The following is a 22,844-nucleotide window of genomic DNA, read 5'->3' on the forward strand; positions in this document are numbered from 1 at the left end:
AAGGCCTATCCTTACTTGCTCCGCGGTATGCAGATGACCCTATCCAATCATGTTTGGGCGGCTGACATCACCTGTCTGCCAATGGGTATGGGGTTCTTGTATCAGCTCGCGATCATGGGCTAGCGCACCTACGAGTTGTAAGGCTGGCGCATCTCGAACACGTTGGAAGCTGACTTCTGCGTCTTGGCACTGAACGAGGCCATCCGAAGCGAAAATCAATTGACCCAGTGGCTTAGTCGGGCGGTATCGTCGAAAAATGGTAAGCCTATTGGAAAAAGTCAGCTAACATGATCTTTCAAGGCGAGGCGTTTTGGGCAAGTACAGCTCTCGACGCGTTTTTTGGGACACTTCTGGACTCTTGAGTTTTTGAACTAGAAGAGTGGTTATTTGAAAAAGTTAGCAGCACATCACGATCCTCTTGGTAGTTAGGCGGACTAAGGAGTGATACTATGACACCGGAGTATTTGGCAGTTCTAGAGCGGAAGCGCGGACGACTATTCTCAGACTGGAGTCCACTCGGTAAGCGTGGAGCAGAGATCGGACCACTCAATCGTCCAATCGTTAGGCGATCTGACAGCGATGTAATCTATGTCGATCACTGTTCGACAGATGAACTGCGCAAAAAATACTACAAAGAGGAAGATACCAAAGACTTGGAACATATCGACTTAGTTTGGCGTGATCAGCCTTTGAGGCAGATGCTTGGAGGTCGCCAACCTCTGGATTTCATCGTGGCCTCGCATGTGATAGAGCATGTTCCTGACCTCTGTGGCTGGCTTCATGAAATGCATGATTGCCTGGAAGTTGGGGGGGCGCTGTTACTGATAGTTCCAGATAAGCGCTTTACGTTCGACGTACATAGAGCCGTTTCCAATCCTCAAGAAGTAAGGGAAGCATATAAGGAACGGCGCAGGCGGCCAAGTAAGCGTTTGATTGCTGACCACTTTGCAAATGTGGTGAATGCAGACACATGGGGTCTCTGGGATGATTACACAAGCATAGATAGTCTGGAATATTGCCACCCTCCAGAATTCATCGACGAGGGCCTTAGGGCTTTTGAAAGGGGACAATATGTTGATGTCCACTGCTGGGTATTCACCCCTTGGCACTTTATGCGTTTGATGGGTCTCATTGTAAGTGAAACAGGCTTGTGTTTTGACTTACGCTACTTCCTGACTACGCAGGAGCACGATCTTGAGTTCTACGTTCAATTGGAGCGTACGAAGTCACCGACTACGAACTGGAGTTTTGAGGCAACTAGAGCAAGACGCGATGCGCTATGGCCCTCACAACCCAATGCCAGTCCACAACGCTTTCGAACTCCAAGATTCCTTCGTAGTCTACGAGCTTAAAAACGCGCCAACCGCTCTCATCGACAAATGGATGTACAGAGCTCTCCCCCTTGAAATACGGAAGCTGACGAAAGCTACAATTCGTTGTCTGCTGAACTTCGACAAAAAGGAGATCAGAGATGTCGAAACGGAAGAACCATTTGCCGGAATTCGAAGCGAAGGTTGCGCTTGAGACGCTGAAAGGTGAACAGACGTTTGCCGAGCTGGCGAGCCGGTTCATCGAGCGCGCCCGGGTGATCGTATTGCGTGGGCCGTTGAAGCCGCAAACTACCGAAACCAACAAACACAATATGCCCCAAAGCTGTTCCCAGTTGTCGTTCGACTGTCTGTATGCAGTGCGGCTTGTGCCAACCGCATAGCAAAGTAGATCCAGTGCCAAACTCTCTAGTTCACGGTTCGAAGGGAGCGGGCGACCTCCGCCGGGTCGAACTCAGGAACATTCGATGCGGGACGGATGATTTCTGATGGTGCCACGATCTTGCCGATCGGAGCGGACGCAGTCGCATGGTCCAATGCGTCAGCTATGCGATCAGGCGCGATAGAAGGCAAGCTGATGATGTTCGAATTACGTTCCGACATTGTCTTGTGGTCGTAGTCATTCGTGATCACCCGTGCACCGGCAATCGCCAGCTCAAGAGGGGGGTAACTCGGATGCGGGCTCATCATCAGTGACAGTCCAACGCCTGTTTCGCTCAGCAGAGCGGCGTAGTCCTCCAAGCTAAGTTTGCCGACGCAGGAGGCATTCTCCAGTTCGTCGATCATTTGCGGGGGAAACGGTTCGCCCGCAAAGACGATTCGCCAAGCGCAATTGGCACCCGGATCGCGTGCCTGCCAAATGCGCAGGCCCTCAACGAGAGCTGCAAAACAGTTTCGCGGCGTATTGGGGCGGCCATAAGCAAAAATCGTTTTGCTTTTCGGGATAGGCGTGAGACGAGAGGCGATCGCCTGATTAATCTCAAATGGCAGGCGTGAAACCGATGAAAAGCGATACTTTTCAGTCATGAAATTCGCAAGCTCTTCAGAGTTGATGATTGCGATCGTTTCTTCGCCTCGACCATAGGTCGCTTCAGCGCCGGCAAATGTGTCTCCCCACTGATAAAAGCCAGGTTCGTAGTCTTGTATCAGATAGACGAGCGGGGAACATTTTCCGAACATGCGACGTTGATCTGCCATCAGTCGAAAGGCGAGATCTGCGGTCCACCAGGCAGTTGAAAAAAAATAGTCGTTTTTCCGCAGCCTGATCGCATCATAGCGATCATTGCTGGTGGATATTACGGTGGCTCCCGAGGCAATATCGCTTGCCCGTACTCTTGGTACCGGACAGTCAACCAGTCCAGCGGCCGTTTCCAAAGAGGCTTTGTCGATTTCGGCTGAAGTGACGACGAAACGTATGTCTGCATCGTCCAATTCCTTATAGATCCGCATTGCCACCTTAAGCGCCGTCGAAATCCCGCCAAATGTATGCTCGGGTTTTAACGATGGAATCAGCACATTTAGCCTCGGGCGATCTGTTTGGTCCGGGACTGTCGCGGCAGGATAAACCTCCGGTACGGCATTAAAGTACTTTGATCCCTGTCGTTTGCTCCGGAGATTGAGCTTGGATATACGTTTCAGGAGTACGGAGAGTTCTGATGGGCGAACTGACATGGCGATTCCCGAAGCTAGGTCTGTTTTGTTTTCTGCTACAACCGGCACACTTGTGTATCCGAGACTTTCGGCGACATAAGTGAACGAACGCTCGATAGCGTGTGCAAGTGTTCCGTCCTCCTGACCCGCCTCGGTTGGAAAGTCATTTGGGCAAAAACCAAGATCCACTAGCGGACGCAAAACCTCCGATCGAGCCCAAAACATTGTGCCGGCTGGGAAATCTAGGACCTGGTCCGCAGTAATGCGAACGCCGATCTTTTCAAGCTGGTCGCGCGCAGCCGGAAAGTTGAATCCCCAGTTTAACCGACCTGCAATAGTCGTCGTATGAGCTGGATGAACGAGGCCGACGCCGTCTTGCCCCAGGATGGCAAGGTTGGATGCAATGATCTCTGCTGAGCCAACAAGGCTTTCGAAAAGGTATTCTCCCCAGTTGCTGAGTTCATGATCATGAGGGGATTTTTTTGTATGTAGGTGCAAAACGAAGTCAGCATGATCGAGATGCCGCGCGCAAGCGGCCAGAAACGGCATAACATCGCGCCCGCGGTTCTCATGAAGCTCTACGACGACGTTCATTCCTTCGCGGTCGGCAATGTCCGCTAATTGATCCACCTTTTGCTGCGTATCGGTGGTAAGCACAATTCGTGAATCGGTACCCAAAGGTTTCAATCTTTTGAGTAACTCCTTAGCAACGTCCACATAGAAACAGTGGACGATTGCAAGGACACGGGCTTGCGAGGACTCTGGAATGGCCGTATCTCCCAGCTCATGCGCCAAGGGCACTTTGAGAATGCCGCAGGTGCTCGGATGATGATTCCATGAAACCTGAACACCGTGCATGTCAAGCAACCCTGCGTGGGGCGACGTTGGTGTGGGCGGGACATTTCGCCTCAGTTCACTATCGTTGTTGGAACAACGGCGGCTTTCAATGTGTTTTTCAAGAAGACCGAGCACATCAATTGAAAGTACGCGCTTCAGGCGCGGGTCGTCGAAATCCAGGCCGCCCTCTGTAACAAGGGTCGCCTTCACGAACGGGAAACCGCGTTCGACCAGTTCTTCGAATCTGTGAACTGTAACGTTGCTCGGGTCATCAAGAAGATCCTGATCGTCAAAAACGGCTCCGACAGTCAGACCAAGCGCCGCAAAGTGGTCGGATAGGTGAATCTCGACCTCGTTAATCAAATCCCATTTCGAAGTGTATTCGGTCATGTCCGAAAGCAGATCGAACGCAGAGCCTTCCAATGCCCGGTTTCTAAGCGTGAAAAAGTAGCTTTGTTTATGCGGGCGCAACTCATTATTGTTTGTCATGAACAGCACGTCGTCAGCCCGTCCGTCAGACCGCACCAACAAATCACGTAACGCGTCAGCCGAGGTCGGAATGATGGAGTCGTTGGTAAAGCTCACTTCTTTGCAATTGCTCAATCCACCGATGGAGCGGACGGCGCAGGACCATGCTCCGAAATCGAACCCCCGATTCGGACGCGACAAAATGCAGACAAAACGGCTCAAATCTTGCTCGGTGCATTTGAACTCACCATCGGAGTTGGCAACAAGAACGACCGAGAAACCAGCCTCCCGATAACAGTCCACCTGGTAGCGATGGAGTTCAGAAAGGCGACTTTCAGCCGCGTACACCACGTAAATCAAAAGGCGCGCCTGTTTTGGGAACGGCTCTGCGTGAATCACATGATAGTCTGTATTGCTTGGCACAAGCGGTTCCGTGCTCTGTAAGCTGTCGAATACTCCCTCGATAAATGGCGCAAAGCGGGCCCGCGGCTTTCCTGATTTATGAAAAACCAAGCGCTTCGCGTACGGGCGTGCAGTTCTGCCATCAAAGAGCAGACTACGAACCCAGCCGCGTGGCTTGCCACTGGCATGAAATGCAAATCCAGACATGGTGACGAGACTTCTAAGGTTTAAATGAGATATGCATGTAAGAGGGTCGCGCGTGAACAATCGACAGCGCGAAAGTAGTATAAGCCGCCAGGGAACTCAACCCCACGATAACGTCCGAAGGGGCTACTATTTTAATCGCCAGGTTCGGCTACATTTGAGTTTTGAGGTTGCCATTGGGCAGTTGAAGCCTTTTTGCACCCAGTTAGTCTATTGGCTACCAATCGAAATTGCATTGCTCCGAATGACGATGATATGAACGGGCGCAATGTTCCAACACACTTGGGTCAGAAAAACCAATTAATCGCTGCGCACAAAAACTAACGAACGTTAGATTTGGACCTGATCCGCTGCTCACCATCCCAGCCTGCATCTCCGGTCGAAAGCAAAACAAGACGCCGGTCAAATACGACATGCGTAAAAGTATGCGGCGACACCGAATTGAGGTCATTTCCGCAGGCTGAAAACCTAGCGGCGAGTTACAACCCGATATGACAAGTACCCGAAGGGCATCCTGCCAGCAATCGCACTGGTCAATCTCGCAATTTACTGGGTATAAGTCCGGAACTTAGATCATTTTATATTGGAATGAAGCATATGGACACTAACTCAGGTAATGGCGAAACATCAGTCGACCAATCTCTGACATTCGACTATCATGGCTATGACGTGCCCATCAAATTGGCCGAGATGACGGGTGGGGGACCTGACACCTTTCCGCCGATCGCCGAGCATCATCAAAGACTTCTACGTCGCTGGATTAAACTCGTGCCCTCGGATCGGGTCTTGGAGTTAGGTTGTGGAATTGGTCGCGATGCTATTCCATTGGAAGAATACCTGACCACCGGAAGTTATACCGGGGTGGATGTTATCGCACCGTCTATCGAATGGCTGAACACTAACGTCGCGCCGCAGAATCCAAGGTTTACATTCCATCATTCAAACGTATCAGACGACCTTCACAACCCCGCAGGTAGCGAGACGGCAGAGAACATTAAGCTTCCGGCGAAAAACAACTCGATTGATAAGATTTTTTTATTTTCCGTTTTCACCCACATGTTTAAAAACGAAATCGAGCACTACTTAAGTGAGTTTCGTCGTATTCTGGCTCCCGGTGGTATGGTCTTCGCAACCGGTTTTACCTATACACCAGCCGTTTTAAATAAGGCACGCCAAACTGACCTCACCCCATGGCGTCTTGCGTTCGAACACGAAGTCGAAGACGGAGTCCGCATTAATTCGCCAGAGTCGCCACGCGGTGCAGTTGCCTTTAGAAACGACGTTTGGCGAGGCATCATGGAGTCGTCCGGGCTCGAGGTACAAGCTCATTTGAATGGCGGATGGTCAGGGTATTTTGACGACGCCGTTGACGGGCAGGACGTTGTTGTGCTTCGGATGCCACGCCGTTCCCTGGCAGAACGGATATTTCAACGAAAACGGCGAAAGTAGATCCGACGCAGAATTTAACCGACTAGATGAATAGTCTACTATCTCGGTTCACGCGTCCTTTTCTTCCATATCGACTGACGACGGGCAGAAGCTCTTGGCACTCGTCAGCCTTAAGGAACCCATCACGCTCCATCCTTTCGACGGTGTTACCTTGAACTTGACGCAGCTCATCCTGTCCCAGCCCGTGGTTGTAAATCTCGCTGGCGCGGCGTTCATCCTTAGACCAACCGCCCAGCTGCACGGCGTCCTCGTCATCAATGCCCGCCCTGTGTGCAATCGTACGCCAAGTGTACCTGATTGAAAATATGTCCAGCATTACGTTGTCTGTGGCCGGCCCAGAAAATCATCGCTAAGGCGGCTATCCCAACGATACTTCTCGAGGTCTCGGAGAAACGGAAACCTATCGAGCACTCTTGTTGTGTTTGCGCAATCGCCAGTTTTCGGAAGCCTTCCCAATCCGACTATGTGATTAACAACGCCCTTCACTTCTTCTCGATCCATTCCGTCGATAGCGTAGAGGTCTGCATCGGCTTCAATCTCTAGTCCAAATAAACCATGCAGCGTTGTCAACTGACATGCAGAGATGTCAATCTGAACGGTATCTTCGCCGTTAATCTGAATGGCATTTCTGACCTTCTTTGGAAGCCCTAGGTAGCCCCCTTTGCCCGTCTGAAACCTCCCCCTCGGTCCCATTCATAGCCGTCTTTCTTCCCGTCATTAAAAACACGGTACAGCACAGGAGGCGCACAATGGCTGTATTCCCATTCAGCCAAGAATCGATTTATTTCCCTGACCTTCTGTTCCAGCTGATCTGTGTACGGAGTCTCAGTGTACTTAATGCGGTCTCCCCTTGACTGCCTCATCAGCTTCGACGCCCTAAGATGAATTGGCTCTTCAGTTTTCCAATCCCTTCTGAAATGCAGTGCCATGCTTTCTGGAGTGATCCCACTTTCGGCAAGTTCTTTCAGAAGAAGCGGTGTAGCTCTAAGGCGTGATGCCCTAGCTTTGGTTGCTTTCTTTGAACGGTATGGCTGACCATCAAAGTCCTCCAGAACACTGTAGCCTTTAGCCACATCCATCAAACCCATTCGCGGCCAATAACTGTACAATGTTTCGTAGTGCCGACTCGTGGCCCTTGTGTTCCCGAAGCCCCGTCTATCGCTCAGACGCCAACACCAGCCCTCAGCATCTTGGTTCAATGACGCTTCCAAAAGGTCACCAACCAAAGCTGCTACCGTAGACCTTAGAGACTCCCTAGCCGCAGCTGTGGGCCTTCTACTCTTGGGCTCTTGGGCTTTCCCAAAATTAACTGTTTGCTCCAAAAGATCATCTACAGCCTCGGACACTGCCTCAAAATTCGGGATCAACCTTAAGGATACCATGTGGGCAGAATTGAGAACATTGAAGTTAAGTTCTGGTTTGGTCTCGGTCATTTTTTTCATTCCGCTCTACGTTTTTGCGGCGCGGGTCATTGGTACATGCATTTAGTCGTGCATCTTGTCAGGTGTTGTATTGGTAGACGTTGTGGATTGCCGTCTTTCTGCTTCCCTTTGAAGCATCTTCGACAGATGGTCATGCAGACCAGACAACTCATGTCCAAGACCGTACCCTTCGCCCACTCCATCACGTTTCCAGCCGCCTATTCGGTCAACAACGTCAGGTGGACAGTTGGTGTTTCTTAGGCGATCTCGCATAGAGTGCCGAAGACTGTGCAGAGTTTGTTTTTCACCTCTGAGGTTCTGGTCTTTGAGCCATTTGTTCAAAGTCGCGGACACAGAGTTGCTATTGAAGTCTCCGTTTTTGACAACTTTGGGAAAGACAAATTTGCCGTCTGCAGCGGCCACGGCCCGCCTGATTGCCCATAACGACACGCCACTTAGCGGAACCGCTCTTTTCGATGCCTTTGTCTTTAACCCCCTAACACTGTTGGGAGTGAGTTTTATATGCGGAGTTTCGGCTTCAAGGAAAACATCGTCGCGCAATAACCCAGCGATCTCCGCCAGCCTAGCAGCTGTGTCGCTGAGTGCAGCGATAACCCATCGTCGCTCGTCATCCACTTCCATGCAACGTTGCTGAATTGCCTACACTTCTTCCAGCGAAAAGGGTAACCTAGTTGGCTCCCTATCAGAGTCTATTTCAGGGATAACCAGATCTGAGAGTGGATTCTCCATACGAACTTTGAGCTCTCTGATCGCCGTATTGAATATTGGCCTAATCTGGTTCAGGTATCGCTTCACTGTGGCGGGTTTGACCGTCTTCAGCAATTCCTCCACGAAAGCATTACCGTGATCCCTGTCGTATCGGTTGATGGGGAGTTCACCGTTTATTTCAATGAACAACGCTACAGACCTATCAAACTGACTGTCTTCCGCGCGTTTAGGGTAGAAATACAGATGCTTGTCCTTGACCTCAGAAAAGTAAGGAGCTGATAAATCGTGCAGTTCCTCTGAGTCAGCATGATACAGTTCTGCTGCCATCCTTAGAGCGGGCGGAAGCCGTTCCGCTACGATACCCGGTGCGTATCCATCTTGGTCGCGAGACTCTTGAACAAGCTCATCAATAAAAACGGTCTGGCTCAAGGTCATACTTGGCATACTCGGCAGCTTGTCCCGGTTTCAAATCATGCTTTCGAAGGATTGCCATCGCTTCTTCTCGAAGCGCAAGTTCCCCACCCTCGTCTGACTTCAAGAAGCCCCATTCACGGTCTAACCTTTTTGTAATCTGTTGCGCCTTCCTTGCGGCCTCTGCTGGTTCCTTAGTTCCAAGGGACTCGAAATAAAATTCCTTCCCATTGTAATGAACCTGTAAGTCCCTTGGTATTCTGCGCCGGTAGTTCGCTCTACCTCCACGCCATTCAACATGTTTGATAGTCATTCTTATTGGACCGTATCTGAACCAGTTCTTCGACATGTGTCACCTATCGGGGTACAGGAAGCTTCTAAGGTATGGAAAGCACATACTTTTTTAGAATAGTCTGGCGACCCCGGCAGGATTCGAACCTGCAACCTGCCCCTTAGGAGGGGGCTGCTCTATCCAGTTGAGCCACGGGGCCGCGCAAGGCTCTCTGTAGCCGGGTTTTTCGGCCTTGTCATGGCCTTTGCGCGATGGTTGTAAATCTTACTCTGTTCACGCTACCATCGGGCAAAACAACATCGCAGGTGCCCCAGTGACAACAGAAACCAAACGCCCGCTTACCCTTCGTGATGTTTCGGAAGCGTCCGGAGTATCGGAAATGACGGTCAGTCGGGTTCTACGGAACAGGGGCGATGTTTCGGACGCCACGCGCACCCGCGTCTTGGCCGCCGCGAAAGAGCTGGGGTATGTGCCAAACAAAATCGCGGGCGCATTGGCATCCAGCCGGGTTAATCTGGTGGCGGTGATCATCCCCTCGCTGTCGAACATGGTCTTCCCCGAGGTTCTGACCGGCATTAACCAGGTGCTGGAAGACACCGAGCTGCAACCGGTTGTGGGCGTCACCGACTATATGCCGGAAAAAGAGGAAAAAGTACTGTACGAGATGCTCTCGTGGCGGCCGTCCGGAGTCATCATTGCAGGCCTGGAACACACCGAGGCCGCGCGCGCCATGCTGGATTCCGCGGGGATTCCGGTGGTCGAGATCATGGATACAGACGGCAAACCTGTGGACGCGATGGTCGGGATCTCTCATCGTCGTGCCGGGCGCGAAATGGCGCAGGCGATCCTGAAGGCGGGCTATGAGCATATCGGGTTCATGGGCACCAAAATGCCGCTGGATCACAGGGCGCGCAAACGGTTCGAAGGCTTCACCGAAGTTCTGGGCAAACACGGGGTCGAGATCGAGGATCGCGAATTCTACTCTGGCGGATCAGCTCTGGCCAAAGGGCGTGAGATGACTCAGACCATGCTGGAACGGTCGCCCGATCTGGATTTCCTCTATTACTCCAATGACATGATCGGTGCGGGTGGGCTGCTGTATCTGCTGGATCAGGGTATTGATGTGCCGGGGCAGATCGGCCTGGCCGGGTTCAATAACGTTGAACTTTTGCAAGGCCTGCCGCGCAAGCTGGCCACAATGGACGCCTGCAGGTTGGAGATCGGACGCACAGCCGCAGAGATCATCGCGGCGCAATTGGCTGATCCCAATGCCGAGGTCGACACACGTGTAACCCTGACCCCCAAGATCAGCTTTGGCGACACCCTAAAGCGGCGCTGAACACGTGGCGCTGCAACGGCTGGGCAACCGAACAGCTCGCGCGCTGTTCATGGATCGTCATGCATTGGCCGAGCCGCCATCGGGCGGCGCAAAAGGCGCGGAATTGCTGGACCTGATCCATCGTCTTGGCTTTGTGCAATTGGACAGCATCAACACGGTTGCGCGCGCCCATGACATGATCCTGTTTTCGCGGCGCCCATCCTATCGCGCAGGCAATCTCAAACGCTTGTACGAAAGCGACAGGGCACTGTTTGAACACTGGACCCATGACGCCGCTGTCATTCCGATGGCGTTTTATCCGCACTGGCATTTGCGGTTTCAGCGCGATGCAGATCTGCTGAAGTCCCGATGGAAAAACTGGCGCCGCGACGGGTTCGAGCAGCGATTTGCAACCGTTCTGCAACATATACGGGATCACGGGCCAGTATCCTCGTCCGATGTTGGCAAGGACGAGAAAAAGGGGTCCGGCGGCTGGTGGGACTGGCATCCGTCAAAAACGGCGCTGGAGTTTCTTTGGCGCTCGGGCGCACTGACGGTCATAGGGCGGCAAGGATTTCAAAAGCGCTATGATCTGACAGAGCGTGTGATCGAAACGAATCTTTGCCCGGGCAATATGCCCTGTGATGCCGAGGAGACAGTGGATTGGCTGTGCAACGCGGCGCTTGATCGGTTAGGGTTTGCAACCTCGGGCGAATTGGCTGCGTTTTGGGACACTGTCACGACAAGCGAGGCAAAATCTTGGTATGAACAGGGTCTAATCCAGGGAAAATTGGAAGAAATCGAGGTGATCTGCGCGGACGGCAAGCTGCGCAAAGTGATCGCTCGACCAACCATTTCCAAGGATGCAGGGGCTGCACCCCGTCCCCCAGGCCGCATTCGGATCCTTAGCCCATTTGATCCCATGCTGCGCGACCGCAACCGGGCCGAACGGTTGTTCGGCTTCCACTATCGCATCGAGGTTTTTGTACCCGCTGCAAAGCGCACCTACGGTTACTATGTGTTCCCGCTGCTTGAGGGCGACCGATTGATCGGGCGGATTGACATGAAAGCCAACCGGGATCGCGGGGTGTTACAAGTCAGCGCCTTATGGCCGGAACGATCCGTGCGCTGGTCCGATGCCAGAACCAAAAGGTTGCAGTCAGAGCTCGACCGAGTCCGACGATTTACCGGGCTGGACAACGTAGAATTTGCCTGCGATTGGTTGAAAGACCCTAAATAGGGTCTTTTTTCAGATCAAACTCAGGCTGATAGGCTGTAATCCGTCAATCCCGCCTTCCAGGACATCGCCCGCCAACACCGGGCCAACCCCAGCCGGTGTGCCAGTCAGGATCAGATCACCGGGCCGCAGGTGATAGTATCCAGACAAATGGCAAATGACCTCATCTATCTTCCAGATCAGCTCTTCCAGCGTCGCGTCCTGCCGCGTTTCCCCGTTCACGTTAAGATAAATGCGTTTATTGTCGTCCGGCGACCAATCTGCCGCGCGGGTCAACGGGGCCAGCACGGTGCCGTTTTCCAGATCCTTGCCCAGATCCCACGGGCGCTGTTTATTCCGTTCGCGGATTTGCAGGTCACGGCGCGTCATGTCCAGCGCACAACCGTAGCCATAAACCGCATCCAACGCCTCGGCACGCGTTGCACGGAAAACGGGTTTGCCGATCGCAACCGCCAGCTCCATCTCATGGTGAAAATTCTCTGTTCCCGGCGGATAAGGCACGGTTGCACCTGACAGAACCGCGTTCGGGGCAGATTTCGTAAAGTAGAAAGGCGCCTCACGATCGACCTCATTTCCCATTTCGGCCGCATGGGCCGCATAATTGCGGCCGACACAGAAAATGCGTCCCACTGGATACGTCGACAATTCACCCTCAACCGGGATCGAAATCGGGTCGGGTAAGGAAAACAGGTTGTCCGGCATCAAAGCCCCCTAACTGCAACTGGCAGCTTGTTTCTAAGTTGGCAGGGCCAGTTGAACAAGCCATGCAGGATCGCGCTGGACCTCACCTTCATGCGATCTGGACCTGTCGTCGGCTGTTCACAATTCAAAGTTTCGCCTTGGAAAGCTTTGGGCACGCGCTACCTTTGGTTGTATCATGGATCGCGCCAACATCGTTTAGACACTCATTCCCTGGCGAGAACCGAAATCCACCCGTCGCTGATCAGGCGATTTGCCTGCAGGCGGGTGCAACTGAATCAGAGAGCGACGGCCAAAAACCTGTACCCCCACACGGTCTTTGTGTCCGGATGTCCGCCTATTTTCAGGTGGCTGTTTCTCTGAGGTGTGAGCCGGATAAAGCCATCCGGCCACAGGCCAGACACGCAGTCCAGTCAAAGTCTGGCCACCCCGCCGGAGGATACCCATACTTCTCTGGCGGGGACAAAAGCCTTTGCATGCGCGACGTGCGATCAGGTCTTCAGATCATGCAGATCATTCAGCAGGTCCAGCAGCGCTTCGTGCCGATCCGGGCCTAGCTGGGTCTTGATCTCTTCAGCCAGGCGTAGTGTCACCTGCATGTTGTCCTGGATGATCTTTTGGCCTTTGGCCGTGATATCGATGATCTGACGACGCTTATCCTCGGGATGGACCCGGCGCCGGATCAAATCCTTGGCTTCCAGTTTTTGCAGAATGCGCGTCAGACTGGGCAGCAAAAGGCACGATCGATCCGCGATATGCGTTGGCTCTTGGGTGCCTTCTTCTTTCAGAACACGTAGAACGCGCCATTGCTGTTCCGTAACACCCGCATCAGCCAGCATATTTCGAATGGGCCCCATGACCCTTTCGCGCGCCCGCAGCAGTGCAATCGGCAATGAGCGGGACGTATTAGGCAGGTCTCTGGTCATAGTGGAATTTTTGCCCAAATCGAATCAAACTGCAACTGGCAAAGCATTTTATATATGATATCAAAGATTTAACTGTTTAGTATTCGACCTTTTTAGGCACAGCGCAGCATCTAGGCGCATCTCAAAATTAGTAAACAAAGCAATTAATATTGACGTTTTCTTCAGAATGACGATCACTGGACGCGCAAAGAAACTAAGTCCCGGTCCGATCCCGGGGTTGGCAGAAATCTGAGGGTTAAGATGAAGTGGGATGAGTTTTCGGATTGGGGCAAACGAATTGCCGAGTGGACGCAGGATTACCACCTGACTGTAGGTGACAAGCCCGTCCGCGCTCGGACTGAGCCGGGGGATATCCTCAACGCCCTGCCCGCGCGGCCACCCGAGCACGCACAGCCACTGGAGGACGTGTTTCAGGATTTCGAACAGATCGTGATGCCAGGGATCACTCACTGGCAACACCCAAGGTTCTTTGCCTATTTCAACTCGAACGCCTCAGCCCCATCGGTCCTGGCCGAATTTCTGGCCAGCGCCATCGCACCGCAATGTATGTTGTGGCAGACCTCACCAGCCGCGACCGAGATGGAAACGCGGATGATGGACTGGTTGCGCCACGCGCTGGATCTGCCCGAGGGTTTCGCTGGCGTTATTCAAGACTCCGCCTCGTCAGCGACATTGGCTGCTGTGCTAACGATGCGCGAGAAGGCGTTGAAATGGCAGGGAAATCAACAGGGTCTGTTTGGGCAAAAACCTCTGCGCGTCTATTGCTCGGCCGAAGTGCACACGTCGGTCGATCGTGCCATTTGGGTTGCGGGGATCGGGCAAGACAATCTGGTGCGGATTCCGATCAAGGGAGATTGGCGCGGGATGGATCCCGCAGCACTGGAGGCAGCGATCCAGGCCGATTTAGACTCTGGTTTACATCCGGCGGGCGTTATCCTTTGCGTTGGCGGAACAGGAACGGGTGCAACCGATCCTGTGGATGAATGTCTGAAGATCGCCCAGAAATACGGTCTTTATTCCCACGTGGATGCGGCCTGGGCCGGATCGGCCATGATTTGCCCGGAATACCGCCACTACTGGCCCGGCGTGGATCAGGCCGACAGCATCGTGTTCAACCCGCATAAGTGGCTGGGTGTGCAATTTGATTGCTGCGCGCATTTTCTGAAAGACCCCGATGATCTGGTGCAGACGCTGGCGATCAGCCCCGAATTCCTCAAGACCCACGGCAAGGATGGCATCATCAACTATTCGGAATGGTCGGTGCCTCTGGGTCGCCGGTTCCGGGCGCTCAAGCTATGGTTCGTGATCCGGGCATATGGGCTGGAAGGGTTGCGCCAACGGCTGCGCAACCACGTGAACTGGTCCGTGGCGCTGCATGACCGGTTGGCGGCAGAGGCGGATTTCGAAATCGTAACTCAGCCTATGTGGTCTTTGTGGACGTTCCGCTATGCGCCGGAAGGTCATGCGGATCTGGACGACTTGAACCTGCGTTTGGTAAACGCCATCAATGACGACGGCCGCATCTATTTGACGCAAACCCGCGTGGATGGCGATCTGGTGATCCGGTTCCAGGCCGGTCAGTTCGAAACCACCGAAGACGATGTCCGAATGGCCTATGACGTCATAACCGAAATCGCCCGCTCACTGACATAGACAGGAGGTCCGGCCATGCCAGTCCAGAAAAACAGTTTCAAACAGGCTCTAATACAGGGTGAACTGCAGATCGGCTGCTGGATGAGCTTTGCCGAATCCGTCACTGCAGAAATCATGGGCACCGCCGGGTTTGACTGGCTGGTCATTGACGGAGAACATGCGCCGAACGATATCCGATCAATACGTGATCAGCTGATGGCGTTGGCGGCCTGCGCCTCGCACCCGGTGGTGCGGGTTCCGGTTGGCGAAACCGCTTTGATCAAGATGGTGCTGGATGCCGGGGCGCAAACTGTTCTGGTACCGATGGTCGAAACTGCCGATCAGGCGCGACAGTTGGTTCGGGACTGCCGTTATCCCCCAACAGGTGTGCGCGGCGTAGGGGCCGGTGCGGCTCGGGCGACAATGTACGGCTCGATCCCGGAGTACATTCAATCTGCGGACGATCAAATCTGCCTTCTGGTGCAAGTGGAAAACCGCGCCGGGATGGCCGCACTGGATGATATCCTAAAGGTCGAAGGCGTCGACGGGGTGTTTATCGGCCCAGCGGATCTGTCCACCGACATGGGATATCAAGGAAACAGCGCAGCGCCGGAAGTGCGCGCTGTCATTGCGGACGCCATCACAAAGATCAGAGCCGCGGGCAAAGCCCCCGGCATACTGGGCACCAATGACGAGGCCAGCCAAGCCTATTATGAAATGGGCGCACAGTTTCTTGCGGTCGGCATTGATGTGATGTTGCTGGCGCAGGCATCCCGCGCGTTGGCGGCGAAATGGAAGGCGAAATAGCGCGTCAGGCGTACATGGTGGCGGCGGCCTGCGCATAGCCGCCCGAAGCCCCATCCACAAAGTGAACATGATCGTCGCGCGTCGCCGAGGGGACGATACATGTCATCATCGCCTCGTCCTGCGCATGCAGCCCATAACGGATCTTGCCCTGTCCGCGCGCCTGTTCGAGCATCATCCGGATTTGCGTCAACGTGGCAGCGTCACAATCCAGCGTCATTTTCAGCCCATCATCGAATTTTCGGTAATCGGCGTTGCGGCTGACCATGCGTTTGTAATGTTCAGGTTCAAACTTGCCCAACCGTTTTCCCGATGCGAACAACAAGGCAATCAAAAGATTCTGGCCCAGCAATTTCACCCGCTGCATCAACAAATTGCGCCCTGCCCGCGATACGCGGGCGTCCAGACCCACATCCGGCGGCGGCCAACTGATCGGTGGACCATTTTCTGGCACCGGATGCCCCGAACGCTCCAATTCTTCTGACGCCGACAGGACCGAACGGGCCAGATCCGCAAAGTCACTCTCGGTCGCATTTGCTGTGGGCTGAACCACGACCGAGACGATCTGACCATTGCGAGCCCTGCTGTTGGACCAACGGCAGGACAACCCGGTCAGGTCGGGCTGTGCCCCAGGGTCGGCAGGCGGCACAGTAAAGGTACCAGCCTTCATCTGTGCTTCGGCCCAGGCCAACCCGCCACCCGAAAACATGGCGTAATCCACCCCATCAGACGGCGCATAACGCGCGACCCGCAGGTCCTTTCCTGCCTTACGAATTTCGGCAACCGGAACCAACGCCGCGCGTAGCGAGATCGAGAATTCTTCTTCCGCCCAGCGCCTGAGGTCCGCCAATACCGTTTTGGCGGTGTCGATCTCACTTGCGGGCACGGCGAATCCGGCACCGTCGCCGCCAAAAACATAAGGGAACTCCTTGCCGTGAAGCGCGTTGATCATGGCCGAGATCACCGCCGCGCCGACCATATTCACCGTCTTGTAGCGCCCTTTTGCAATCTCACCGGTGGAGTCGACGATATCTGCCACGCCCAACGCCCAATCGCCCGGAACGGCAGAGAAACGCGCCGGGTCCACCAAACGGGTAAAGTCCCGCAACAGGGGAAGACTGTCATAGAACGCGGCCTGGGCGTCTTTCATTGGCACCTCGGATATTCGGTAAGGACAAGGATAGCCCGAATGTGATCACTGTCCGGCAAAATCAGTATAGCACACGCGCTTGTGTGTGGCACCGTGACGTGCCAAGCATTTCTTCGCCGGTTTGGGGGAGAGGGTTTTCATGAAGGCAGGTCTGGTGGTGTTGTGCCTGGGCTATGTGCTCAGCCAGTTCTTTCGCGCCTTTCTCGCGGTTCTCAGTGTTGATCTGGGGCGCGATATCGGGGCCACGCCCGAGGATCTGGCCTTTGCGTCAGGTCTTTGGTTTCTGATCTTTGCCGCCATGCAGTTGCCCGTAGGCTGGGCACTGGACCGAGTTGGACCGCGCCTGACGGCGGCGGTCTTGCTGCTGGTCGGTGGTGCCGGCGGAGCGGCATTGTTTGCCCTATCCAGCTCCCCTTTTCACATCGCCATCGCCATGGGGTTGATCGGGGTCGGCTGCTCACCGGTTTTGATGGCGTCTTACTATATCTTCGCCCGCGAATTCCCACCTGCCCGCTTCGCCACTTTGGCGGCTGTCATGCTGGGTGTCGGATCGGTCGGCAATCTGGTTGCCTCGTACCCTACTGCGCTGGCGGTCGAGTTGATGGGATGGCGCGCCACGATGGGAATGCTGGCCGTTTTTTCCGCCGCGATCGCGTTGGGCATCTGGTTCAGCGTACATGATCCCAAACGTGTCGAGACCGAACACAGGGGATCGGTGCTAGACCTGCTGAAAGAACCCGCCCTGTGGGCGATCTTGCCGCTGATGCTGGTGGCCTATGCCCCGTCGGCGGCAACGCGCGGCCTTTGGGCCGGGCCATACCTCAGCGATATCTTCGGCCTTAGCACCACCCAGATCGGGACAGCGACCTTGATCATGGGGGCGGCGATGATTGCAGGTACCTTTGCGTATGGGCCGCTCGATCGAATGCTGGGAACGCGAAAATGGGTGATCTTTGGCGGCAACGCGCTGGGCACAGTGGGGCTGGTTCTGATGTGCCTTTGGGTCGACAACGCAGTTTGGCTGGCGGTTGTCCTGATGGCAGCGATCGGGTTTCTGGGGGCCAGCTTCCCGGTCATCATGGCTCATGGCCGGGCATTTGTGCCGCCGCATCTGGTTGGGCGCGGCATGACCCTCCTGAACCTCTTCGGCATTGGCGGTGTAGGACTGGCGCAATTTGTTACCGGCCGCATCCACGCTGCCACGGTGGACATCAGCCCGACCGCGCCCTACACAGCGATATTCGGCTTTTTTGCGCTCACGCTGGCCATCGGCTGCGTGATCTATTTGTTCAGCCGCGACAGCGTCGACTAACGCTGGAACTGCCAGGAGTGTCCATGTCCGACCCGCGCGTCATTGCCCCCAACCTCAAACGCAGACTTTCGGGTGTGACCGCGACGATTGCCCGGTTGGTGCCGCTGCAAGTGCAATGGATCGACATCGCGGCCACCGGGCCGGGTCTGCCGGATGACATCCCACATATCCCGCTGGGCCGCCTGCCCTTTTTGTCGCGCAAAACACTGCGCGTCTGGCACGCGCGTCGCAATACCGAGATGCTGCTGGGCCTGATCCTGCGAAACGTTCTGCGGCTGCGGTTGAAGCTGCTGTTCACCAGCGCCTCGCAACGTGCGCATTCGGGTTACACCAAATGGCTGATCGACAAAATGGACGCGGTCGTCGCGACTTCGCGCAAAACCGCCGGGTATCTGGAGAGAGATGCGCAAGTCATCATGCATGGCATCAACTTGCAGGATTTCACACCGCCCGAAGACAAAGCTGCAGTTCGGGCGCGACTGGGGTTGCCAGATGGTCTATTGCTGGGCTGCTATGGCCGCATTCGTCACCAGAAGGGCACCGATGCCTTTGTCGACGCAATGATCGACCTGTGCGGCCGCTTCGACGACGTCCATGGCATCGTCATGGGCCGCGCCACGGAAAAGCACACGAGCTTCCTGACCGAATTGAAAGACAAGGTCGCCAAGGCGGGCCTGTCCGACCGCATTCTGTTCATGCCCGAGGTGACCGTCGATCAGATCGCCGAATGGTATCAGGTGCTGGACCTGTTCATTGCTCCGCAAAGGTGGGAAGGGTTCGGCCTGACGCCGCTGGAAGCAATGGCTTGCGGCGTGCCGGTTGTTGCCACGGATGTAGGCGCGTTCTCCGAGATCGTCACTGACCCGTCGCTGGGCCGCGTGGTCCAACCCGGTGATATACCCGCGCTTGCCGAAGCCGCCGCCGAAATGCTGTCCGACCTCGAATCCCTTGCCCGTTCCAGTATCACAGCCCGCACCCATGTCGAGCAGAATTTCGACATCAATGGTGAGGCAAAGACGCTTGTCGCGCTCTATGAACGCCTTTTGACCGACACCTGAGGCGATGCGCCACGTCAAATCGGTGTCATTGCGCGAAATAAACCCCGAAAACTCTTTTTTCTTTGCTGCAACGCGGCTATGAACGCGCGTCCTTAACATTGGAGACATGAAATGGGCTATCGCGTCGTAGTCGTCGGCGCCACGGGTAACGTGGGCCGCGAAATGCTGAACATTCTGGCTGAACGCCAGTTCCCCGTCGATGAACTTGCTGTTCTGGCAAGCCGTCGTTCGCTGGGCACCGAAGTAAGCTTTGGCGACACGACACTCACTACCAAGGATCTGGACACGTTCGATTTCACCGGCTGGGACATGGCGCTGTTTGCCGTGGGGTCCGAGGCGACCAAGGTCTACGCCCCCAAAGCGGCCAAAGCTGGCTGCGTGGTGATCGATAACTCGTCGCTCTATCGTTATGACCCGGACATTCCGCTGATCGTGCCGGAATGTAACCCGCAGGCGATCCACGACTACAAAAACAAGAACATCATCGCCAACCCCAACTGCTCGACCGCGCAGATGGTTGTCGCGCTGAAGCCGCTGCATGACCGCGCGCGCATCAAGCGCGTCGTCGTGTCGACCTATCAGTCGGTGTCTGGCGCCGGTAAGGAAGGCATGGACGAGCTGTGGGATCAGACCAAAGCGGTCTACAATCCCACCACGGACGTTCCGCCAAACAAGTTCCAGAAGCAGATCGCCTTCAACGTCATTCCGCAGATCGACGTGTTCATGGAAGACGGCTCGACCAAGGAAGAGTGGAAGATGGTTGTGGAAACCAAAAAGATCGTCGATCCGTCGATCAAGGTCACAGCCACCTGCGTCCGCGTTCCGGTCTTCGTCGGCCACTCTGAGGCCGTGAACATCGAGTTCGAGGAATTTCTGGACGAAGACGAAGCGCGCGACATCCTGCGCGAGGCCCCAGGCATCATGGTGATCGACAAGCGCGAACCCGGTGGCTACGTCTCGCCGATCGAATGCGCGGGCGATTTCGCAACATTCATCAGCCGCATTCGTCAGGACTCGACCATTGAGAACGGCATCAACCTGTGGTGCGTCTCGGACAACCTGCGCAAAGGTGCAGCGCTGAACGCAGTACAAATCGCCGAATTGCTGGGCCGTGAGGTTCTGAAAAAGGGCTAAGTTCCTTTTCAGCATTTAGCGAACAGAGAATTTAAGCCTCGCCTTTCCCGGCGGGGCTTTTTTTGTCTGATGTCGTGCGACAATTGTTTGCCTACTTTCTGCAGTCCTTTGCCATTTACTTGGCCAAATCTGCAGCCCACTTTGCAATCAAGCTTGATATGCAGTAAAATTACTGCATATTGATTTCGATGACAGATAATCACCTCGATCTTATTTTCAAAGCTCTCTCCGACAGCACGCGCCGCCGCATCATCGACCATCTGAGCAAACAAACGGCTCAGTCATTGTTCGAGGTATGCGCGGCATCGGTTGCAGACGACGGCATCGCTTTGTCCCGCCAGACGGTTTCCCAGCATCTCACCGTTTTGGAGAAGGCTGGTTTGATCGAGACCACATGGAGGGGGCGGACGAAAGCCCATTCGCTAATCGTCAACGAAGATCATATCGCCGCGGCATCATGGCTCATGAAATACAAACAGAAGGGATAGAAAAATGAAAATCTATGTGACCAACGTTTTTGTCGACGACCAAGACAAGGCAGAAAAATTCTATACTGATACTCTCGGCTTCACAGTTAAGAACAATATCCCGTTGGGTGAAAATCGTTGGCTGACAGTGGTGTCAAGCGAAGAACCCGAAGGAACAGAGTTGTTGCTTGAACCAAGCGACCACCCTGCTGTGAAACCTTATAAAGAAGCACTTGTGTCTGACGGTATCCCTGCACATTCGTTTCAGGTGGAAGACCTGGATGAAGAAAGGAAAAGACTGGGCGATCTTGGCGTAGAGTTCACTGTTGAGCCAATGGATGCCGGACCGGTTCGCATGGCGATTTTTGACGATACCTGTGGGAACCTCATTCAATTGATCCAGATGATGGACGCTGCCCAATAATAAACGTCAAATTTGTCACCATGATCTCCTTCCGAACGGCATCTAAAAGCCGTTCGGTTAAATCGCAGTATCCGGCAGAATCGACTCGAACAAAAATAAGAGCTTCTGCCAATCACCCCTGCTGCTCAACCAATGCCTTGAGGTTTGTCAGACCGCGCTCGTAATCTCCGCCGACCCAGCTATCCATCATCAGACCCATCCAGCGCGACATTGGGTTCATGCCAAGATCGGACTCGAACCCCCATATCACCTGAGTCTGATCACCCTCGGGCGTCAGGTCGAAAGAGGCCGATGCTTGCCCCATCGGACCAAAATCCAGCGCCGTTTTAACCGTCTGGTCCTGAACGCTTTCGACGATTTCTTGCGAACCGGTGCCCACCTGCGGGTTCTCTGATGTCCAGTTCAGAGTATTGCCGACACCTGCCTCGGGGCCTGAATAAGACAGCTGGGTTTCCGGATCGCGCGACAGCCAGGGCGACCATTGTTCGGTTTCCTGCATCGAGTTTACGTAAGGAAAGATCGCGCTGGCGGGTGCGTCGATCGTGATGCTGCGGGACAGTTCGGCCTTGCCGGGCAAAAGGTAAGATACGCCAACCAGAACCAGAATGAGAACAAGCAGAATGACAAGAATACGTTTGATGAATCGCATGGCGCGCTCCTGATCCGAAAAATTTGTGTCAATCATAACAAAAAATGGCGCGAAATCAGAGACCTGATCCGCGCCATTCGAATTCTTCAGATGTCGGGTCGCTTAGACAACCACGAATTTCTTCTCGGCAGGGTCATAACATTGCAACCCACCTTCACCGATGTCGGTCCACAGCCCATGCAAGCTCAGCGAGCCGTCATCTACCGCAGAGGAAACGAAGGGAAAGGTCATCAAGTTCTCCAGCGATGCCACGACTGCCTGCCGTTCAAACTGCCGCGCCTGATCGACGCTGTCTTCAACATCGGCAACCAATTCATATCTCGGTTTCAGGATATCCATCCAGCGGCCAACGAAGCTTTCTTTTGCTTCCAGTTGCGGGGCTTTGCCCTTGCACATGTCGATGCAGCCCTGAACGCCGCCGCATTGCGAGTGGCCCAGAACGATCAGGTGCGCGACTTTCAGCGCCGTAACCGCGTATTCGATTGCCGCACTGGTGCCGTGGTGATCGCCATCAGGGGCGTAAGGCGGCACAAGGTTGGCGATGTTGCGGTGAATAAAGAACTCGCCCTGATCAGCGCCGAAGATCGATGTTACGTGAACCCGGCTGTCACAGCATGAAATCACCATCGCACGCGGGCGCTGTCCCTCGGTCGCCAGGCGGCGATACCAGACCTGATTTTCTGAATAGGTGGTGGCTTTCCATCCGTGATACCGCTTGACCAGATAGGTCGGCAGAGGTTTGGCTAAGTCCATTCTCATGTCCCCGTTCTTGTATCTGCCGGCTGCTGTAACCTGAATTCGCAGAAAATTCGACCCATTTTCCAGCATCGACGCAAGGTTTTG

23 protein-coding genes, 1 tRNA gene and 1 pseudogene are annotated in these 22,844 nt (G+C 54.5%); 13 read left to right on the forward strand and 12 right to left on the reverse strand.

Annotation, left to right across the window (positions count from 1 at the left end; all coding sequences use genetic code 11):
- Positions 1-449: 449 nt before the first annotated feature.
- Together AC2FJF_RS15600 and AC2FJF_RS15605 are read left to right on the forward strand one after the other, a co-directional pair.
- Positions 450-1,352 carry a class I SAM-dependent methyltransferase gene (locus AC2FJF_RS15600; protein ID WP_496726202.1) on the forward strand — a complete coding sequence of 301 codons (903 nt, stop codon included), beginning with the start codon at positions 450-452 and terminating at the stop codon, positions 1,350-1,352.
- Between the two features lie 119 nt (positions 1,353-1,471).
- Positions 1,472-1,711, forward strand: a complete 240-nt coding sequence (locus AC2FJF_RS15605; protein WP_496726320.1) for a hypothetical protein — start codon at positions 1,472-1,474, stop codon at positions 1,709-1,711.
- A gap of 25 nt (positions 1,712-1,736) precedes the next feature.
- Here AC2FJF_RS15605 and AC2FJF_RS15610 read toward each other — a convergent pair whose 3' ends face one another.
- Entirely contained in the window at positions 1,737-4,892 is a 3,156-nt protein-coding gene (locus AC2FJF_RS15610) for a rhamnosyltransferase WsaF family glycosyltransferase (protein WP_496726203.1), read from the reverse strand.
- Between the two features lie 356 nt (positions 4,893-5,248).
- Between AC2FJF_RS15610 and AC2FJF_RS15615 the strand changes: the two are divergent.
- Positions 5,249-5,448 (forward strand): annotated as a pseudogene (locus AC2FJF_RS15615) (IS5/IS1182 family transposase); the annotation flags it as partial.
- 29 nt (positions 5,449-5,477) lie between these two features.
- Positions 5,478-6,338, forward strand: coding sequence for a class I SAM-dependent methyltransferase (locus tag AC2FJF_RS15620; RefSeq protein WP_496726204.1), 861 nt, complete (start codon positions 5,478-5,480; stop codon positions 6,336-6,338).
- A gap of 22 nt (positions 6,339-6,360) precedes the next feature.
- Here the strand turns inward: AC2FJF_RS15620 and AC2FJF_RS15625 are convergent, their stop codons facing one another.
- From AC2FJF_RS15625 to AC2FJF_RS15650, 6 genes are all read right to left on the reverse strand, one after another.
- Positions 6,361-6,654, reverse strand: coding sequence for a hypothetical protein (locus tag AC2FJF_RS15625; RefSeq protein WP_496726205.1), 294 nt, complete (start codon positions 6,652-6,654; stop codon positions 6,361-6,363).
- Between the two features lie 331 nt (positions 6,655-6,985).
- Positions 6,986-7,771 (reverse strand): hypothetical protein, encoded by a 786-nt coding sequence (locus AC2FJF_RS15630; protein ID WP_496726206.1) that lies wholly within the window; start codon positions 7,769-7,771, stop codon positions 6,986-6,988.
- 51 nt (positions 7,772-7,822) lie between these two features.
- A complete protein-coding gene (locus AC2FJF_RS15635; RefSeq protein ID WP_496726207.1) occupies positions 7,823-8,401 on the reverse strand; it encodes a tyrosine-type recombinase/integrase in 579 nt (192 codons plus the stop codon).
- A gap of 18 nt (positions 8,402-8,419) precedes the next feature.
- Positions 8,420-8,917: a hypothetical protein gene (locus AC2FJF_RS15640; RefSeq protein WP_496726208.1), complete on the reverse strand. Its 498-nt coding sequence runs from the start codon at positions 8,915-8,917 to the stop codon at positions 8,420-8,422.
- On the reverse strand, positions 8,895-9,248 hold the full coding sequence (locus tag AC2FJF_RS15645; RefSeq protein WP_496726209.1) for a DUF6538 domain-containing protein: 354 nt from the start codon (positions 9,246-9,248) through the stop codon (positions 8,895-8,897). Before AC2FJF_RS15645 ends, AC2FJF_RS15640 begins: the two co-directional genes overlap by 23 nt.
- 65 nt (positions 9,249-9,313) lie before the next feature.
- Positions 9,314-9,390: transfer RNA gene (locus AC2FJF_RS15650), tRNA-Arg, on the reverse strand.
- A gap of 114 nt (positions 9,391-9,504) precedes the next feature.
- Between AC2FJF_RS15650 and AC2FJF_RS15655 the strand changes: the two genes are divergently transcribed.
- On the forward strand, positions 9,505-10,530 hold the full coding sequence (locus AC2FJF_RS15655; RefSeq protein WP_108860587.1) for a LacI family DNA-binding transcriptional regulator: 1,026 nt from the start codon (positions 9,505-9,507) through the stop codon (positions 10,528-10,530).
- A 4-nt stretch (positions 10,531-10,534) separates the two neighbouring features.
- Positions 10,535-11,749 (forward strand): winged helix-turn-helix domain-containing protein, encoded by a 1,215-nt coding sequence (locus AC2FJF_RS15660; protein WP_496726210.1) that lies wholly within the window; start codon positions 10,535-10,537, stop codon positions 11,747-11,749.
- A gap of 9 nt (positions 11,750-11,758) precedes the next feature.
- Here AC2FJF_RS15660 and AC2FJF_RS15665 read toward each other — a convergent pair whose 3' ends face one another.
- Entirely contained in the window at positions 11,759-12,448 is a 690-nt protein-coding gene (locus AC2FJF_RS15665) for a fumarylacetoacetate hydrolase family protein (RefSeq protein ID WP_496726211.1), read from the reverse strand.
- A gap of 488 nt (positions 12,449-12,936) precedes the next feature.
- Positions 12,937-13,371 (reverse strand): homoprotocatechuate degradation operon regulator HpaR, encoded by a 435-nt coding sequence (gene hpaR / locus AC2FJF_RS15670; RefSeq protein ID WP_496726212.1) that lies wholly within the window; start codon positions 13,369-13,371, stop codon positions 12,937-12,939.
- A gap of 240 nt (positions 13,372-13,611) precedes the next feature.
- Between hpaR and AC2FJF_RS15675 the strand changes: the two genes are divergently transcribed.
- Entirely contained in the window at positions 13,612-15,024 is a 1,413-nt protein-coding gene (locus AC2FJF_RS15675) for a pyridoxal phosphate-dependent decarboxylase family protein (protein WP_496726213.1), read from the forward strand.
- Between the two features lie 15 nt (positions 15,025-15,039).
- Positions 15,040-15,810: an HpcH/HpaI aldolase family protein gene (locus AC2FJF_RS15680; protein ID WP_496726215.1), complete on the forward strand. Its 771-nt coding sequence runs from the start codon at positions 15,040-15,042 to the stop codon at positions 15,808-15,810.
- A 4-nt stretch (positions 15,811-15,814) separates the two neighbouring features.
- Here AC2FJF_RS15680 and AC2FJF_RS15685 read toward each other — a convergent pair whose 3' ends face one another.
- Complete coding sequence (locus tag AC2FJF_RS15685; RefSeq protein ID WP_496726216.1) at positions 15,815-16,957, reverse strand: DUF3095 domain-containing protein; 1,143 nt, start codon at positions 16,955-16,957, stop codon at positions 15,815-15,817.
- A 139-nt stretch (positions 16,958-17,096) separates the two neighbouring features.
- Here AC2FJF_RS15685 and AC2FJF_RS15690 point away from each other — a divergent pair, with 139 nt between their 5' ends.
- The 5 genes from AC2FJF_RS15690 to AC2FJF_RS15710 all read left to right on the forward strand — a co-directional run bounded on the left by AC2FJF_RS15690 (position 17,097) and on the right by AC2FJF_RS15710 (position 21,352).
- A complete protein-coding gene (locus tag AC2FJF_RS15690; RefSeq protein ID WP_496726217.1) occupies positions 17,097-18,269 on the forward strand; it encodes an MFS transporter in 1,173 nt (390 codons plus the stop codon).
- 23 nt (positions 18,270-18,292) lie between these two features.
- The gene (locus tag AC2FJF_RS15695; RefSeq protein WP_496726218.1) at positions 18,293-19,327 is read left to right on the forward strand and encodes a glycosyltransferase family 4 protein; all 1,035 of its coding nucleotides are present in this window, start codon (positions 18,293-18,295) and stop codon (positions 19,325-19,327) included.
- Positions 19,328-19,438: 111 nt separating this feature from the next.
- Positions 19,439-20,461, forward strand: coding sequence for an aspartate-semialdehyde dehydrogenase (locus AC2FJF_RS15700; RefSeq protein ID WP_496726219.1), 1,023 nt, complete (start codon positions 19,439-19,441; stop codon positions 20,459-20,461).
- A gap of 188 nt (positions 20,462-20,649) precedes the next feature.
- Positions 20,650-20,949 carry an ArsR/SmtB family transcription factor gene (locus AC2FJF_RS15705; protein ID WP_496726220.1) on the forward strand — a complete coding sequence of 100 codons (300 nt, stop codon included), beginning with the start codon at positions 20,650-20,652 and terminating at the stop codon, positions 20,947-20,949.
- Positions 20,950-20,953: 4 nt separating this feature from the next.
- Complete coding sequence (locus AC2FJF_RS15710; protein WP_496726221.1) at positions 20,954-21,352, forward strand: VOC family protein; 399 nt, start codon at positions 20,954-20,956, stop codon at positions 21,350-21,352.
- 112 nt (positions 21,353-21,464) lie between these two features.
- Here the strand turns inward: AC2FJF_RS15710 and AC2FJF_RS15715 are convergent, their stop codons facing one another.
- Entirely contained in the window at positions 21,465-22,001 is a 537-nt protein-coding gene (locus tag AC2FJF_RS15715; protein ID WP_496726222.1) for an SRPBCC family protein, read from the reverse strand.
- 102 nt (positions 22,002-22,103) lie between these two features.
- Entirely contained in the window at positions 22,104-22,754 is a 651-nt protein-coding gene (locus tag AC2FJF_RS15720) for a carbonic anhydrase (RefSeq protein ID WP_496726223.1), read from the reverse strand.
- Positions 22,755-22,844 lie beyond the last annotated feature (90 nt).

The sequence above is a fragment of the Ruegeria sp. CDSB013 genome (assembly GCF_059611165.1).

Coding starts and splice junctions, on each gene's coding strand:
- AC2FJF_RS15600 (WP_496726202.1), top strand. CDS start 450: ATGACACCGGAGTATTTGGCAGTTCTAGAGCGGAAGCGCGGACGACTA.
- AC2FJF_RS15605 (WP_496726320.1), top strand. CDS start 1,472: ATGTCGAAACGGAAGAACCATTTGCCGGAATTCGAAGCGAAGGTTGCG.
- AC2FJF_RS15610 (WP_496726203.1), bottom strand. CDS start 4,892: ATGTCTGGATTTGCATTTCATGCCAGTGGCAAGCCACGCGGCTGGGTT.
- AC2FJF_RS15620 (WP_496726204.1), top strand. CDS start 5,478: ATGAAGCATATGGACACTAACTCAGGTAATGGCGAAACATCAGTCGAC.
- AC2FJF_RS15625 (WP_496726205.1), bottom strand. CDS start 6,654: ATGCTGGACATATTTTCAATCAGGTACACTTGGCGTACGATTGCACAC.
- AC2FJF_RS15630 (WP_496726206.1), bottom strand. CDS start 7,771: ATGACCGAGACCAAACCAGAACTTAACTTCAATGTTCTCAATTCTGCC.
- AC2FJF_RS15635 (WP_496726207.1), bottom strand. CDS start 8,401: ATGGAAGTGGATGACGAGCGACGATGGGTTATCGCTGCACTCAGCGAC.
- AC2FJF_RS15645 (WP_496726209.1), bottom strand. CDS start 9,248: ATGTCGAAGAACTGGTTCAGATACGGTCCAATAAGAATGACTATCAAA.
- AC2FJF_RS15665 (WP_496726211.1), bottom strand. CDS start 12,448: ATGCCGGACAACCTGTTTTCCTTACCCGACCCGATTTCGATCCCGGTT.
- hpaR (WP_496726212.1), bottom strand. CDS start 13,371: ATGACCAGAGACCTGCCTAATACGTCCCGCTCATTGCCGATTGCACTG.
- AC2FJF_RS15675 (WP_496726213.1), top strand. CDS start 13,612: ATGAAGTGGGATGAGTTTTCGGATTGGGGCAAACGAATTGCCGAGTGG.
- AC2FJF_RS15680 (WP_496726215.1), top strand. CDS start 15,040: ATGCCAGTCCAGAAAAACAGTTTCAAACAGGCTCTAATACAGGGTGAA.
- AC2FJF_RS15685 (WP_496726216.1), bottom strand. CDS start 16,957: ATGAAAGACGCCCAGGCCGCGTTCTATGACAGTCTTCCCCTGTTGCGG.
- AC2FJF_RS15690 (WP_496726217.1), top strand. CDS start 17,097: ATGAAGGCAGGTCTGGTGGTGTTGTGCCTGGGCTATGTGCTCAGCCAG.
- AC2FJF_RS15695 (WP_496726218.1), top strand. CDS start 18,293: ATGTCCGACCCGCGCGTCATTGCCCCCAACCTCAAACGCAGACTTTCG.
- AC2FJF_RS15700 (WP_496726219.1), top strand. CDS start 19,439: ATGGGCTATCGCGTCGTAGTCGTCGGCGCCACGGGTAACGTGGGCCGC.
- AC2FJF_RS15705 (WP_496726220.1), top strand. CDS start 20,650: ATGACAGATAATCACCTCGATCTTATTTTCAAAGCTCTCTCCGACAGC.
- AC2FJF_RS15710 (WP_496726221.1), top strand. CDS start 20,954: ATGAAAATCTATGTGACCAACGTTTTTGTCGACGACCAAGACAAGGCA.
- AC2FJF_RS15715 (WP_496726222.1), bottom strand. CDS start 22,001: ATGCGATTCATCAAACGTATTCTTGTCATTCTGCTTGTTCTCATTCTG.
- AC2FJF_RS15720 (WP_496726223.1), bottom strand. CDS start 22,754: ATGGACTTAGCCAAACCTCTGCCGACCTATCTGGTCAAGCGGTATCAC.